The sequence below is a fragment of the Dehalogenimonas sp. NIT-SK1 genome, assembly GCF_055384165.1.
The window spans coordinates 495,844-511,662 of sequence record NZ_AP042352.1 but is presented as its reverse complement, the minus strand read 5'-3'; the positions used below and the strand labels follow the sequence as shown (position 1 = coordinate 511,662).

Here is a 15,819-nt window from a genome sequence, read left to right as displayed (position 1 = left end):
TTCTCAGCTCCAGGGTATTTTCCAGCAGTTCAGTGATGGAAGTGGCGCTCTTTACCGGCTGTTACTGACGGGCAAAGGTGAGCATTCTTCTGACTATATCCTTCACCCGCTGGCTGCCGGCGTTGATGATGGTCAGCTCTTCCTTCATGTCCTCCGGGATGTCTTCCCGCCCCAGCAGCAGTTCGGAGAAACCGATAACGCCGGTCAGCGGATTGTTTATCTCGTGGGCGATGCCGGCTGCCATCTCACCTACCGCCGCCAGTCTGCTGGACATCTCCGCTTTCTCGCGCAGCTGGCGCTCGTTAATCTCCGCTTCTTTGCGATCGGTGATATCTTTAGTGATGTGGATAACGCTGGTTACTTTGCCCTGGGCATCAAAAACTGGGTATGTGGTAACCTGGGTAAACCGGCCTTTGCCCAGGTCGTTTATTTCGGCAATGACAGCTTCTTTATTTTCCAGCGTTTTGGGAAGCGGACAGTCCGCTATCGGTTTGTCTGTTCCGTGGGCGATTTCGTAACAATGCCGCCCCATAAGCTTGTTGGGCTTTTGCCCAAAAGCCCTGGCATATGCTTGATTCACCTGCATCAGCCGGCCTTCGGTGTCCATAATTGATATAGGGTCAGTTATGGCATCAAATGTAGTCGCCCATTCTTCAGCCGAGTTTTTCAACTTTTCTTCCATCTGCTTGCGCGCGGTGATATCTGTATTAGCCGCCCGGCGTCCCAGGGAATTACCATCCGCATCCTGCACTTTGCGGCAGCTGTGGCTTAGCCAGCGCTCTCCGCCGTCCTTCCGTATGATGCGGTATTCCAATTCTCCATGGTCTTTACAGTTGTCCGGACTGCTGAGGTGGCTCGCTACCCGCCTGTGGTCTTCCGGATGCACAATATCCATATATAGTTTCGGATTATTGATGAATTCCTCTCTCGTATATCCGGTAATCCGCTCACAAGCCGGTGAAATATATTCAAACTTCCCTTCATTGTTGAGCCAGTATTCCCAGTCATCGGTATAATCCGCTACTATTCGGTATTTTTGCTCACTCTCCTTCAATGCTTCTTCAGAGTTCTTGGTTTCGGTTATATCGAACATGATGCCCCGGAGTTTCACCGGCTGAGCACCTTTCATTTCAACGGTAACAATATCGCGCAGCCAGATAATATCCCCATTCTTTTTCACAAACCGGTATTCAAAAGTGTGGGCCAGTCCTTTTTTGGTGCAGTCAGCGCAATACAGCGCCGCCCACTCCCTATCCTGCTCATGTATATGATCCGTCCAGAATTTCAGGTCTGTCCATTCCTCAGAGCTATAGCCGGTAATTCTTTCCACCTGCGGAGCTACGTAAGTCCATCGGTCTTTATTGACGTCATATTCCCATGGTATGGACTCGGTGTTCTCCGCCAGCTGACGGTATTTTTCTTCTGATTCCCTTAGTGTTTCCTCGGCTTTGATGCGCTCGGTGATATCCTCACACCCACCAAGCAGCCTGTGTTTGCCCGGCAATTCTTCTTCGGTAGTAACCCGGACATGGCATCTTAACCATTTTATATCCCCACTCTTCGAAATCACTCTTAATTCAAAGGTTGCCTTTTCACCCGGTCGCAGCCTGGTGATGTTCTGATCAAAAATTGGTACATCCTGCGGATATACCGCGAATTTCCAACAGCCCTGTTTTTGAATATACTCGTCAGGATAACCCAAAACTCTTTCCACAGCCCCTGCTATCCAGTCAACTTTAAACTCTTCTCCCTGGCTGTCTCGCAAACAGGAGAAGGCAAAATCATTGATTAAGTTAGAAATAGCCTTGTATCTGGCTTCATTAATTCTTACTATTTCCTCTGCTTGTTTGCGCTCGGTGATATCTGAGATGATACCGTGCCAAAGAGTCCCGCCGTCATCCGTTCGTTGCGGATGTGCCTGGGACCAGCGCCACCGCAATCCTTGCCGCGGCAGAATAACCCTGAATTCACAAAAGAACTCCTTCAATGTTTTGGCTGACTCCAAGATAGCCTCGCTCACCATGTCGTAGTCATCCGGATGTAACCGACTGAAAACAGGAGACGCGTCTTCCTGGACTTCTTCGGGAGAATATTCATAAATATCATTCATACCCGGGCTGGAATATGGGAACGCTGAATGTCCGTCTGGATATAATCGGTACTGATAAACAACTCCCGGCACCAGTCTGGCCAGGTTGGAAAAGAGTTCATTGCTCTTTTCTAGTTCCCTTTCCGCCTTCTTCTGCGCCGTAACATCGCGCACCGTGGAAACCATCACCCCCTGTTCCTGGATCGGAATATTAGCCGCGCTGATTATCTTTTTCTCCCCGGATTTGGTGATAATCTCAATGTTGTCCCAGGCCATCCGCGCCGGGTCACCGCTGGCTATATCGGCCATCACCCTTTCCTGTATCTGCTTCCGGTAGTCCGGGTCCGGATAAACCTTTTCGAAGAAACGGCTTATATCGGTAATATCCTTCTTCGGCCAGCCGTAAATCTCTTCAAACTTGCTGTTTATGTAAGTGGCTTTGCCGTCACCGATACTGTTGATAGCCAGTCCTATCGGCAGGTTATCAATGATTGTTTGAATGAAATTGTTGCGGTCTTTCAGTTCATTCACATATCGCTGTAATTCTTCTTCGGCTTTTTTGCGCTTGGTAATATCCTGGATAACGCCGAAAACTTTATTGCTGCCGCTGTCATATTCGGCGGTCGAGTGTATATCCCGTATGTTGCCGTCGCTGCCGCGTGTTATTTTAAACTCCAAGTCATAAGGTTCATTCCGCTTCACCAGCCCGTCCAGCGCTTTATCCAGCGTCTTGCGGTATTGTGGCAGCGGGAATTTCTTGATGTCGGCCAGCGTCAATTCCTTATCGCCGGCACCATAAATACCCCTGGCTCCCAGTGAAGATTCCACGGGTTTTTCCGCCAGGTTGATCTGCCAATGTCCGAAACCGGCAAAAAGCTCCGCCTTGGATAACTGGTCTTTGGTTTGCTCCAATTCCTCTTCCGCTGTTCTTCGATCAATATACAGCCCTATGTTATTGGCAAACAGCTCAGCCAGTTCTTTGTTTTTTAAAGTATCCCCGTTTGCGAAGAACAGGGTAAAATCCCCGACGGTAACCCCGTGCCTGCTTATCTTGACTACAAACGTCTCTCCCGTACCGAAGGCTTTTTCCAGCGCCTGAACCGCCATCTTCGGCAGCACTGCTCCGGAAAGTTCATGCACGGATTCAAATCGGGTAATTGTCCTGTCTCTGGTCTTTCCTGCCCGGATCGGGTCATATTTCCATTTCTTGCCCTTGAGTTTGAAACCGAGTGTCGCCGGAATCAAATGGTGATCATCGCTGAAGCCGGATACCGCCATCGTTGTAAAATCCCGGCCATTTTCATCAAATAGGTTGAAAACACCGTATTTTGCTCCGCAGATATCCCGCATTGAATCGGTCAATCCGGCGTAGTCAATCGCGCCTGATTTCGACCCGACCATCTCCAGGCTTTCATCCAGCATTTTCCTTAATACAATTTGCCGCTCTATCAGGTCGGCTTCAGCTTTTTTTCGTTCGGTTATATCGCGGGCGAGCGTTAACACTGTCGGTTTGTCTTCTAACTCAAACAGGTGGATATGAACTTCCGCTGGTATCTCATGCCCGTCTTTGTGCCTGAAGGCTGTTTCCAGGATAATCCGTTTTTCCCTTTGCAAACGCTGCATGATTCCCGCCGGTGTTACACCGGCCTTCTCCCAGAGCACAATCTCACCCGGGTTCATCTTTAGCAGCGCGTTTCTGGTGAATCCCAGCAGCCGGCAGGCTGCTTCGTTGACTTCAATAAATTTCCCCGGCAATCCTTCCTGGCTGGGCTGGTGGACAAATGCCGCGTCGCCGCTGCCTTCAAATAACGTCTGGTACTTCTGCTGATTTTCCCTGGTTTTCTGTTCCGCTTCTTTACTTTGGGTAACGTCAACACTGACACCGACAATGCCGATAATCTCCCGTCCGTCATCCCCGTACATCGGCTCCATGTGGACCTGGAAAGTCCGGTTATTGCTTACTGATTGCTCTTCAATAGTCTGAGAGTGCCCTTTCAAGGCCTTTCTCAGCACTTTTACAAAATGAGATGATTCGGTAAATTTCCTGTTGTATTCATAAATAGTCTTGCCTATGAGGTCTTCGGGAATCCTGCCGGAGGTCTTCAATCCTGAACCGGAAGCTGCAGTGTATCTCAAGTCCGTGTCCATGGACCACAGGATACACGGCACCTGGTTAAGCATCAGGTTCAGTTCTTCACGGCGTTTGCGGGCTTCCTCCTCTGCCTTCATCCGTTCGGTAATATCCACGTCCATAACCAGGATGGCCGCTTTTCCTTCCCATTCAAGGGTACTGACCCGTCTCCTCACCCAGGCGGTGTCTCCGCTCTTTTTGATGATCCGTAGCGAATAAGCTTTTACCTCAGCCTCACCCCGTGAACGTTTCTGATATCTTTCCCTGACCTTTTCCCGGTCATCCGGGTGCACTAGGTCAAATCCGTTTATGTCTATTAGTTCTTCAAAGGTATATCCCGTAAGCTTCTCCACTCTCCGGTTGGCGAATACTATTTTGCCGTCCTGCACGATGGACACCGCGCTGGGCACGTTATCCATCAGGAAATGATAGTGCCTTTCACTGGTTTCCAATGCCCTGGCAATCTTGTACTTGTTGGTGATATCCGTCAGCGTCACCAGCACCTGCCGGCCTTCAGAGGTTTTGATAGGTGAGGTGGAAATCAGCAGGTGCAGCCTGACCGTTTCCCCGTACCGCCGGATTTCAAACTCCCCTTCTTCGTCATATATAGGCTCTCCGGTCTCCAACGTACGCTCTACCCTGGAACGCACCGGGCAGTCGGTGCATTCGGCGTTCTTGCCGCAGCCTTCGCCGTCAAATGAGTTAAGGCACTGGAATACTTCCCCGCCCAACAGTCCCAGCAGTTCTTCCTTTTTCCGCCCGGCAAACTCTATACCCGCCCGGTTGATGTCGACGACCCGGCCTTCATCATTTACCAGCATCACGATGTTCGGCGCATTTTCGAAAATGGCAGCCAGCGTCGCGTTGCGGTTGAGCAGTTCCTCTTCCACCCAATGGTGGCCGGTAACATCACGCAGTGTCACCAGGAAAGCATCCTTTCCCTGCCACCGGGTTGCCATCGCCCTCATTTCAGCGTTGCCGGTAGAGCCGTCCCTTTTCAGTAGCTGTATCTCGCTGTCCCGCCCGGTTGTCAGTGGATACTTAAATGAATGACCAATAATACCAGCCGGTTCCCGGTCCATAATCCTGGCTGCCGCCGGGTTGGCCAGCAGCACCTTGCCTTTTTTATCGACGATTAGCTTTCCGTCGGGGTCCGCTTCGAAAATACCATTCAAATTCTGGCCTGAAGGATCCGGTTTGGACTTTTTGCTGTTTTCCATCGTCATCTCCAGCCGGCAGATTTAAGCCTCGGAGTTATCAAACACCGATTTAATAAACCGATATACTCTACATTATACGCCTTTTGTCCAAGGTTGTACTAAAATACTAAAATTTTGGTGTAATCCCATTCATTGGCCGCTGTCCTGTCTTAATGTTATAATATCCCCCGTTTCCAATTACTGCTGAATCAAGGGAGTGCCCGTCATCGAAATCATTCCAGCCATAGATATCCGCGGCGGCCGCTGTGTCCGTCTTTTCCAGGGCGACTATGCCCAGGAAACTGTTTATTCAAATAATCCGGTTGCTGTTGCTCTCAAGTGGCAGTCCATGGGCGCCCCCCGATTGCATATTGTTGACCTGGACGGTGCCGCTTCCGGTGAAACCGTCAATCTCAATATCATCTCCCAGATAGCCCAGTCGGCTGTAGTCCCCATCCAGCTGGGCGGCGGCATCCGTGACGCCGCCGTCATCGGCAAGCTGCTGAAAACCGGCGTTGACCGGGTGGTGCTGGGCACTGCCGCGGTGGAAAACCCGGAACTGGTACGGGAAGCCTGCCGCAAGTACGGTGATGCCGTCATAGTATCTCTTGACGGACGTGACGGCAGAATGGCCGTCAACGGCTGGCGGGAAGAAACCGATATCCCGGTCGTTGATTTCGCCCGGCAGATGGCGGAACTGGGCGTTGCGCGCTTTGTTTTCACCGATATTTCGCGGGACGGAACCCTTACCGAACCGAACTTTACCGCCCTTTACGAGCTTATCCAGGCGGTTAAAGTACCGGTCATCGCTTCCGGCGGTATAGCTTCACTGAGCCACCTGAAAATACTTAAACTCATCGGCGCCTCCGGCGCTATACTCGGCAAATCTCTCTACACCGGCGCCATTGACCTGAAGAAGGCGCTGGCAAAATAACCGCCGTTGACCGCGGCAATTTCCGTTAGATAAAATTTTTGGAGGATAATATACATTGGCAGTCAAAGGAAAAGGTCTCAAACTGGATGACAAGGGCTTGGTCGCCGCCATCGTGCAGGACGCCAGCACCGGTCAGGTTCTCATGCTGGGCTACATGAACAAGGAATCAGCCCGTCTCACCCTGGAAACCGGCAGCGTCTGGTTCTATTCCCGTTCCCGTCAGGAACTGTGGAATAAAGGCGCTACCTCCGGCAACAAACTAATGGTCAAGGAACTCTGGCTGGACTGCGACAATGACGCTATCCTGGTCAAGGCCGAACCCAAGGGTCCCACCTGCCACACCGGCGAAACCAGCTGTTTCTTCGAGAAACTGATCCCGGAGCATGTCACCGCCACCGAAGACTAACCCGCTAAACATTAACTAGCACAAAAAAACCAGCCTGTTATTCCAGGCTGGTTTTTTATTACTGACAAGCTGATTGTATTTTAATACTGAATAATAGAATTTTGATATTGCTTGTCACTTGGGGTTTGAACTTTGGAATTTCCCGCTTCCCCGGTTTCGGTCATTTGATTTTAGATATTAGATATTGTTTAGCATTTAGAATTTGGATATTAGGATTTGTCTGCTATATGGTGCTTGAGATTTGAGATTTCCGGCGTCCCCTTTTTTGGTCATTTTAATTTGGATATTTGATATTGTTTAGTCTTTAGATATTCGATATTAGAATTTCCCGCCCAGCGGGCTAGTCATTGCGAGCGTCAGCGAAGCAATCCCGGTAACCCTCAGTATGTCATTCTCGGCGAAAGCCGGGAATCCATAAACTGAAAACTGCGAACTACTGAGAACTGAAAACTCTAAACGACTGATAACTGACTACTGACAACTGTGAACTCTTTGGTCATTTGAATTTTGAGTATTAGATATTGTTTAGTGCTTAGATATTAGTGCTTAGAATTTCCCACCACTTATACCTTCAGCCTTGCTTCCAGTTCCTTTTCCTTGGCTGTCAGTTCACACAGCATTCCCTGGTTCGGCACCTCAATGGTAACTACCGTACCATGACCGGGATCGCTTTTCAGGCTAACCTCACCGCCGATAAGCTGCGCCCGCTCCTGCATGCCGGCCAGGCCCAGTTTGCCGAGAGCCGCCATGTCGCTGACCCGCTGCGGCAGGGCAAAACCCTTGCCGTTATCGGCTATATAAACCACCGTCTTATCTTCACCGTAGCTGACGTTAATCTCCACCTGCGAGGCTTCCGAATGCTTCCGTACGTTGTTGGTGGCTTCCTGGACGATGCGGAAAAGCAGCAATTGCACTTCAGCCGGCAGCTGCCGTTCGTTGCCGTTTATGGTAACTTTGGCCTCGATGCCGTGTTTTTTTATTAAATTATCGGCCATCCATTCCAGCGCCGGAATCAACCCCAGGTCATCCAGTATGCGCGGCCGCAGGTCCTGGGCGATGCGGCGGGTGCTCTCCAGCGCTTCCACCGTCTGCACCCGCAGGTCTTCCATCCTTTCTTTCATCGTCACCGAAAGCTTCAGTCGGCTGTTGGAAACAATGGCGTCAATCCGCTGGATGAGCAGCAGCAAAGACGGCGAAACTTCGTCATGTAACTCGCGCGCCACCCGGCGGCGTTCATCCTCCTGCGCTCGTATCACTTCCTGGACATAGAAGCGCATATTATCCTGCGCTTTGCGTTCGGTGGTAACATCGCGGGCAATATGCTGGAATCCTTTTATTTCACCGTCAACGCACAGCAGGCTGGTGGCCACCCGCCAGATGGACAGTGAGCCGTCCACCCGGACAATGCGCTGTTCATAAGGCTGCTGGCACTCTTCACCTTCGAGCAGCGTCCGCTGAACCTCGCAGGCAACTCCATATGACTCCTCGTCAGATAAAAACTCCAGGAAATCCTGGCCTATCAAGGATTCGACCTCGTAGCCGGTCATCTTTTCGGTTGCCCGGTTGGCATACACAATCTGACCCGCCAGGTCCTGAACCCAGATGGCGTCGGAGGCGTTTTCAAAAAGATACCGGTAGTCCTGGTCAGGCAGACCGCAGCTAGATCTTCTCTTTTTCATAGGCTTCTATACCCTGCGGCACGTCTTCCAGCGTCACATAACCTTCGCGGAATCCCTTGACGATGGCCTCGGTACGGCAGGAACATCGCATTTTGTTGAATATGTTGGACAGGTGAGCCTTCACGGTACGCATCGAAAGCTCCAGCTTTTCAGCAATATCTCGGTTGCTCATGCCCCTGGCCGCCAGCCGCAGGATCTCGATTTCCCGGGGTGAAAGCTGGCCGCGGCCTTTTTCTTCCGGCACTTCTTTGGACAGGTTAACTACCCTCTCCAGCAGTTTTCGGGTGGCCAGTGAATCCAGCACCGACTCACCGCTGCGCACCGCCCGGATGGCGCCGACGATTTCGTCAGCTCGCGCGCTTTTCAGTAAATATCCGGAGGCGCCGGCTTCCAGCAACCCCAGGATGTAGCGTATGTCGGAGTAAGCCGTCAGGATCAGGATGCAGGTGGCCGGGTTGACCTTTTTAATCAGTTTGGTCGCTTCCACGCCGGTCAGCTTGGGCATCACGATGTCCATCAGCACTATGTCCGGTTTTAATTCATCAACCAGGCTTACCGCTTCTTCCCCGTCGCACGCCTCCCCGATAACTTCCATGTCCTTTTCCTGGTCGAAAAGCCGCCGCATCCCTTCACGCAGTACCGCATGGTCGTCGGCGATTAGTATTCGTGTTTTGGCCATTATTCTCCTCACTTCAGGTCCAAATTTTTGACCCGCTTAAATTGTAGTATATCTTTACAGTTTAATCAATATAATACTAGACCTTAAGATATAGGACTTTTGGTTAACCAGCGGTTATTATGATAACTTCAATATTTTTTACGCTATCTTCGGCGTTTCCATCACTATCTCCGCCGCGGTTGCCTCCGTTATTTTAATCAACGCTTGACTCGCCGGGTAAAAAGGCTATCATAATGGCTACCGGCATGGAGCCGACAGAGTATTTTCTGATGACCGTTAAACTGGACCTGAAAAAAGAATTGAAATCCCTTTACAGCGCCAAAGCCGGACAACCGGTGTTTGTCGATGTGTCGCCGCTCAATTATCTTATGGTTGAGGGACAGGGCGCACCTGACGGAGCCGAGGCTGGTGCGGCCATGGAAACTCTTTTTCCGGTTGCCTATACTCTGAAATTCACTGTCAAAAAGGAGCTGGGAATAGACTTCAAAGTGATGGGCTTGGAAGGTTTGTGGTGGTCGGATGACATGACTGATTTCACCGCGGGACGCCGCGAATGCTGGCGCTGGATTTACCTGCTGCCGCAGCCGGATTTCATAGCCGCTGACCTGGTTGAACGGGCTGTAGACACGGTACGCCGCAGGAAGAATCCCGGTGCCATTGATAAAATTAAATTCGAGTTATTGGATGAGGGCAGAGCCGCCCAAGTGCTGCACATCGGACCTTATTCCACTGAAGGACCCACCATAGAAACCCTGCACCGTTTCATCAAGGAAAATGGTTGCGGCTTCGACGGTCAGCTGCAGAAACATCATGAAATCTACCTTTCCGACCCCCGGCGCGGCGCGCCGGAAAAACTGAAAACAATCATCCGCCAGCCGGTAGCCTGAATCAGGTTGGCGATAACCGACAGTATTAGTCTTCCAGTTTTACCGTGCCGCTGCCGCCGCAGGCATGGCAGCGGTCTTTCCCGCTGCCGCCGCAGGCGGTGCAGGTATGATCTCCCCCAAAGCTGCCCGGATATTTCACCCGTCCTTCACCCCGGCAAACCGGACACTCTGTCTGCCCGCTGCCGCCGCAGCGGCTGCATGTTTCATGATGTGCCATTCCGCCCTCTTGTATTTTCGAATTAACCTCGGCTGAGTCCCGCCAGGGCCAGCTTTATTTTTTCTTCGATGGACAACTCCCCATCCTTCGGCAGGTCCATCACCGCCCTGGCCGCTTCAGCTCCGCTGTAACCCAGTGCGGTCAGCGCTCCCATCACTTCGTTGTCCGCTGTCGAACCGGTGCCCGGAAGCGCGGATGCCCATGTCTTGGTGATTTTATCCTTCAATTCCAGCACAATTCGGGAAGCCGTTTTCTTGCCCACTCCCGATACGGTGCACAGCATATCAGCGTTGCCGGTAGCGATAATAGTCGCCAGTTCATCAGCCTTGAAGGCTGAAAGCAAAGACAGCGCCAGCCGGGCGCCGATGCCGGAAACATCCATCATCGTCTCGAAAACCCCCAGCTCTTCGAAAGTCGTAAAGCCGTAAAGGGTCAGCCCGTCTTCCTTGACCTGGAGATGCGTATAAAAGCGCGCCTCAGCTGCGTTGCTCAGGCCTGAGAGCGCGGAAGTGGTCAGGTAAACCTTGTAGCCGACGCCGCCGACATTGATCAGTGCCCAGTCGGCGCCAATCATCTCTACTTTGCCTTTCAGGCTCGCGATCATAATCCGTCCTTGCTTATTGCGTTACCGGCACTAATTTACGCTACAAAAACTAAAAAGGCAAGGATAAACCCGCTTCCCCGAACACTGATAGTCAACATGCGCATATTCACAAAAAACTACGAATATCCCCCCATGATGAAAGCCTGCCAATGCCGCGCAATCAGGTATAAGTACCTTCGCAACTCTCTCTGGTAACCCTGTTTAGATATTGAACATTGGTATTTGAATATTGTCTGTAATTTGTAACTTGAGATTCGTGATTTCTCGAGCCCACATTTTTGGTCATTTGAATTTGAATATTAGATATTGTTTAGTGCTTAGATATTCGATATTAGTGTTTATCGCGTAGCGGGCTAGTCATTGCGAGCCTACGGCGAAGCAATCTCGGTAGCCCTCAGTATGTCATTCTCGGCGAAAGCTGGGAATCCATAGACTAAAAACTGACTACTGACCTCTGACTACTTAACCGTTTTTGAACCTTTGAATTTAGCAACTGTAATGAAAACTAAGGACAAGAAACCAGCGGATGAATAATTTGGACGTTCCAAATAGTCCTGTTTTTCAGCATGGCGTTCAGTATGCAGAGCAATTTACGCATACAGGCTACCATAGCCACCTTGCGCCGTTTGCCCGAGTCCACCAGACGCTGATAGAATTCCTTGAGCAAAGGATTCCAGCGAACAGCCGAAAAGGCTGCCATGTAAACAGCGGCACGCACGCTGCTCCGGCCTCCCCAGACAGACCGTTTGCCTCGCATTTGCCCGCTGTCACGATTGAATGGAGCCAAACCGCACAATGCCGCAATCTGCTTCCGATTCAGAGTACCCAATTCAGGCAGGTCCGAAAGCAATGTAAGCGCCAGATTACGGCCGACCCCTGGTACGCTTTGCATGATATCACTTTTCTCTTTCCACTCAGGATTGGTTTCTATCATACTACCCGATTCTTTATTGAGATCATCCAGCTCCTGTTCCAGCCAGCTTATATGCTGCGTAATCCGTTCTTTTACATTATGGTTTGCTTGACCCAGTCGGTTCTTTTCCGCTGTCAACATAGCTACCACCTGCCTGCGCCGGGACATGATTGCCGCCAGTCTTTGGGCCTCCTCATCCGGCAAGACACGAGGTGCCGGCTTAATGGTGGCGGCGAAGCGGGCGATAACTCTGGCATCCAGGACGTCCGTCTTGGCCAGCAGACCGGTAGAACGGGCGAAGTCCCTGATATGGCGGGGATTGACCACCGCAACAGCATAGCCGCGGGCATCCAACTCATAAGCAGCTGCGACTTCATAGCTGCCGGTGGACTCCATGACAATCAGGCTGGGAGAAACCTTGCGCATCAGATTAACCAGCTTTTTGATGCCATTTTCATCGTTAGTAAAGGTCCAGTGTTCCTTGCTCTGGTGTACCGCTACATCGACAGAGGCTTTAGAGATATCAATGCCGACAAAACTTTCCATATCCATGCATCTCCTTTTTCCCTTATCCCATCCTTGCAGATGCGGGCTTGTTTAACCCTTGCAACTGTCCGGGCTTTCCGGGATTATCCGGGAGACGACCTAGCTAAATTACGGTGTTGGGGCACCTAGATATTACCGATCTGTCTCCCGTCACCAGATATTTTACTACTAGTTAAAGATACAAGACTAAAAACTGACTACTGACCTCTGACTACTTAACCGTTTTTGAACCTTTGAATTTAGATATTTGTTATTGTTTAGGGTTTAGATATTCGACATTAGATATTGATCATTGCGTATTGTTTAGCATTTCGATATTAGTGCTTCCCGCCCCGTGGACCAAAACTGTAACCTTTACCCCTTGCGCGACAGGGCTTAATATGCTATCATGCGTTCTATCTTATACACATTAATATATGATTATTTGAATGTACCTCAACTCCCGCGGAAACTCAAACCCCATTATATTGTCAAAAAAATAGAGCCATTGATTTTTTGACCACAGGTTGCCCCAGTCACCTTCCAAGCCCTGATCTTCAAAACTGAAAACTGCTAACTACTGAAAACTGAGAACTGAAAACCGTTCCCCCATTTGAATTTTGGTATTAGATATTGTTTAGTGCTTAGATATTCGATATTAGGATTTCGCCACGAGCAGGTAACCCGACTCCTTATCCAACTAAAAACTGCTAACTACTGACAACTGAGAACTGAAAACTATAAACTATAAACTAAGAAAACTGATGACTGAAAACTACTAACTATCAACTATGGATCAAAATCTTTGAATCATTTGAATATGTTTGAATTGGCAAAACGACTCACGATTGAGCCGAAAAATCTCAAAGCTGGAAAATGGGATTCGTTTCTGTGAGGCGGCACCGGGCCTGCATAAACAAAAACAATTCCCTCTTCCCAGCTGATAACTGTAAACTGAGAACTTGAACACTGAAAACTTTTTACTAAAACACTGTGAACTGAAAACTATAAACTGACTACTCATATCACCAACCTAAAACCTTTACAACTTCCCCGCCGGCTGATAAACTCTAACCGATTATGTCAATTAACAAGAAGGATAATAACCGCAACAAGAATAAGAACCGTTCAGCGGTCGTCAAAAGCAGCGCCCGCAAACCGGTAAAACCGGCCAAAACAGCCAGGACCGCCCGGCCTAAAGCCGCAAAAAACACCACTGCCACCAAGCAGAGCGCCGGAGCCACCGCTTTCGTCTGGATGCTGGTATTGATATTCCTGGCGGCGCTGTTAATCTGGCAGCGTACTGCCGTAGAAACCTTTATCAACCAGCTTTTTTCCGGCACCGCGGCTGTCTTCGGCTGGGGCTTGCTGCTGGTCATACTTGGTATTATCATCGCCATCGCCGTTTTTAAGCGTGAAGCGGTTGCCGCCTTTGCCCGCAGAACCACTTTCATCTACTGGTACCGCTGGCTGGGGTCTGTCCTGCTTATCCTGGCCGGCTGGGGATTGCTGGCCCTCGGCGGCGCCGGCGGCAGTTTCGGCCTGGCCATAATCGGTTCGGACACCGGGGCCGGTGGCTGGCTGAGAGTTATCGGCCTGTTGCTGCTGGCTTTTGTCCTGCTGGTGCCGGCTGTTGCCCTGTCAGCGGTTAAAGGAATGGGCCGAATAATCAGCCGTCCGTTCCGGGTGGATAAGACTCCACCCCATCTCGAAGGCAGTTTCCGTCCCTACCCTTCAACTCCCCAGGTATCACGCCAGGCCCCCTCAAGGATGGCTTTGCCCGGAGATCGCCCGCGTCCGCCGCAGACCAAACCGCCGCTGCCCCAGGAAGCTACCTCAATCCCTTCTTCGACCCTGGTCGCCGGTGAAAGTCCATCAGCTAAAAAACCCGATACCACCCCGGGCGACGCCGCTGCCGCTAAAAAGAATGAAACCACGGATGAAACTTCAGCGGATGCCGAGGAAAAAGAAGAAACCCGTGACCTCAAGCAGGTAGCCCAGGACGTCTGGCGCAAATACGGTGAAACCGCCGCGCTGCTGACTTCCGACGGCTGGCGCCTGCCGCCGGTGGAAATCCTGGATTATACCCCGGAAATTGAATACGGTGAAGCTGACAATCAGCAGCGCGCCCGCATGATAGAAGATGCCCTGGGAAGCTATGGCGTAGAAGGTACGGTGGTGCAGATAAACGCCGGACCCACCGTTACCCAGTTCGGCGTCGAGCCCGGCTGGGACCGCCGCGTCAAGGAACTTAAAGAGAAAGACAAGGACGGCAATCCGGTTACCCGGCAGATAGAAACCGGGCGCACCCGGGTCAAGGTTGACCGTATCTCTTCGCTGGCCAATGACCTGGCGCTGGCGCTGGCCGCGCCTTCAATACGCATCGAGGCTCCAATTCCCGGCAAGTCCCTGGTGGGCATAGAGGTGCCCAATACCATGCTGGGCAGTGTCAGTATGCGGACCGTCATTGAAACCAGCGCTTTCCAGAAACTCCAGGCTAAGTCGCCGCTGGCCCTGGCCCTGGGTAAGGGTGCCGGCGGTGAAGCCGTGGTAGGTGACCTGGCCAAGATGCCCCACCTGCTGATAGCCGGCTCTACCGGTTCCGGCAAGACTGTTTGCCTCAATGCCATCATCTGCTGCCTGATGATGCACAACACTCCCAATGAAGTTAAGTTTATTATGATAGACCCTAAGCGGGTGGAACTGACGCCTTACAATTCCATGCCCCACCTGGCGGCGCCGGTTATCGTGGACGTGGACAAGGCTATCGGTTCTCTCAAATGGCTGGCCGGTGAGATGGACCGGCGCTATAAGCAGATGGCTGCGGTTTCAGCGCGCAATATTGACGCCTATAACAAAAAGCATTCTGAAAAGATGCCCTACCTGGTGCTGGTTATCGATGAACTGGCTGACCTGATGATGGCCGGCTTTGATGACGTGGAGCACCTGCTCTGCCGCCTGGCCCAGATGGCCCGCGCCGTGGGCATCCACCTGGTAGTGGCCACCCAGCGGCCTTCGGTCGATGTCATAACCGGCCTGATCAAGGCCAACTTCCCCACCCGCATCTCCTTCGCCGTAACCTCCCAGGTGGACTCCCGCACCATACTGGACTCGGTCGGCGCCGAAAAACTGCTGGGACGGGGCGATATGCTGTACATGCCCACCGACGCCGCCAAACCCAAGCGGCTTCAGGGCTGCTTTGTCTCTGACGCTGAATCCGAGCGGCTGGTTTATTTCTGGAACGGCCAGACACCGGAACCCCAGGAGCCGATACTTAGAATCGAAGATATTCCGTCTCCCTCGCAGTCCGGTCCAGCCGCCGACACCGTGCGCCCGCGGGATTCCCTGTTTGAGTCAGCCATGAAACTGGCACGGGATACCGGCACCATTTCCGCTTCCTTCCTGCAGCGTAAACTGCATATCGGCTATCCGCGCGCCGCCCGCCTGGCCGACGAGGTCAAGGAGGCCCTGGAGGAAGATTATGACGACGGCGGTGCTGAAATACCGCAGGATGATGAATACTAGAACCGGCCGCCAATCATTGATTTGTGCCGTT

At 51.5% G+C, this 15,819-nt stretch carries 10 protein-coding genes; 4 read left to right on the top strand and 6 right to left on the bottom strand.

Annotated features, from left to right (window positions below; all coding sequences use genetic code 11):
- Window positions 1-61: 61 nt before the first annotated feature.
- Complete coding sequence (locus ACZ48S_RS02730; protein ID WP_464213824.1) at window positions 62-5,440, bottom strand: PAS domain S-box protein; 5,379 nt, start codon at window positions 5,438-5,440, stop codon at window positions 62-64.
- Window positions 5,441-5,645: 205 nt separating this feature from the next.
- Between ACZ48S_RS02730 and hisA the strand changes: the two genes are divergently transcribed.
- Window positions 5,646-6,353 carry a 1-(5-phosphoribosyl)-5-[(5-phosphoribosylamino)methylideneamino]imidazole-4-carboxamide isomerase gene (gene hisA, locus ACZ48S_RS02725; RefSeq protein ID WP_464214534.1) on the top strand — a complete coding sequence of 236 codons (708 nt, stop codon included), beginning with the start codon at window positions 5,646-5,648 and terminating at the stop codon, window positions 6,351-6,353.
- A gap of 55 nt (window positions 6,354-6,408) precedes the next feature.
- The gene (hisI, locus tag ACZ48S_RS02720) at window positions 6,409-6,759 is read left to right on the top strand and encodes a phosphoribosyl-AMP cyclohydrolase (protein ID WP_464213822.1); all 351 of its coding nucleotides are present in this window, start codon (window positions 6,409-6,411) and stop codon (window positions 6,757-6,759) included.
- Between the two features lie 563 nt (window positions 6,760-7,322).
- On the opposite strand, the gene ACZ48S_RS02715 is transcribed toward hisI, so the two are convergent.
- Both ACZ48S_RS02715 and ACZ48S_RS02710 read right to left on the bottom strand, forming a co-directional pair.
- Window positions 7,323-8,438, bottom strand: coding sequence for a PAS domain-containing sensor histidine kinase (locus tag ACZ48S_RS02715; protein ID WP_464213820.1), 1,116 nt, complete (start codon window positions 8,436-8,438; stop codon window positions 7,323-7,325).
- On the bottom strand, window positions 8,419-9,117 hold the full coding sequence (locus ACZ48S_RS02710) for a response regulator transcription factor (protein WP_464213818.1): 699 nt from the start codon (window positions 9,115-9,117) through the stop codon (window positions 8,419-8,421). Before ACZ48S_RS02710 ends, ACZ48S_RS02715 begins: the two co-directional genes overlap by 20 nt.
- 233 nt (window positions 9,118-9,350) lie before the next feature.
- On the opposite strand from ACZ48S_RS02710, the gene ACZ48S_RS02705 reads away from it, so the two are divergent.
- The gene (locus tag ACZ48S_RS02705; RefSeq protein WP_464213816.1) at window positions 9,351-10,004 is read left to right on the top strand and encodes a GyrI-like domain-containing protein; all 654 of its coding nucleotides are present in this window, start codon (window positions 9,351-9,353) and stop codon (window positions 10,002-10,004) included.
- 25 nt (window positions 10,005-10,029) lie between these two features.
- Here ACZ48S_RS02705 and ACZ48S_RS02700 read toward each other — a convergent pair whose 3' ends face one another.
- The 3 genes from ACZ48S_RS02700 to ACZ48S_RS02690 all read right to left on the bottom strand — a co-directional run bounded on the left by ACZ48S_RS02700 (window position 10,030) and on the right by ACZ48S_RS02690 (window position 12,284).
- Complete coding sequence (locus tag ACZ48S_RS02700) at window positions 10,030-10,221, bottom strand: hypothetical protein (protein WP_464213814.1); 192 nt, start codon at window positions 10,219-10,221, stop codon at window positions 10,030-10,032.
- 22 nt (window positions 10,222-10,243) lie between these two features.
- Window positions 10,244-10,825 (bottom strand): Holliday junction branch migration protein RuvA, encoded by a 582-nt coding sequence (ruvA, locus tag ACZ48S_RS02695; protein ID WP_464213812.1) that lies wholly within the window; start codon window positions 10,823-10,825, stop codon window positions 10,244-10,246.
- Between the two features lie 505 nt (window positions 10,826-11,330).
- The gene (locus ACZ48S_RS02690) at window positions 11,331-12,284 is read right to left on the bottom strand and encodes an IS110 family RNA-guided transposase (protein WP_464214532.1); all 954 of its coding nucleotides are present in this window, start codon (window positions 12,282-12,284) and stop codon (window positions 11,331-11,333) included.
- A gap of 1,059 nt (window positions 12,285-13,343) precedes the next feature.
- Between ACZ48S_RS02690 and ACZ48S_RS02685 the strand changes: the two genes are divergently transcribed.
- The gene (locus tag ACZ48S_RS02685) at window positions 13,344-15,788 is read left to right on the top strand and encodes a DNA translocase FtsK (RefSeq protein ID WP_464213810.1); all 2,445 of its coding nucleotides are present in this window, start codon (window positions 13,344-13,346) and stop codon (window positions 15,786-15,788) included.
- Window positions 15,789-15,819: the final 31 nt, after the last annotated feature.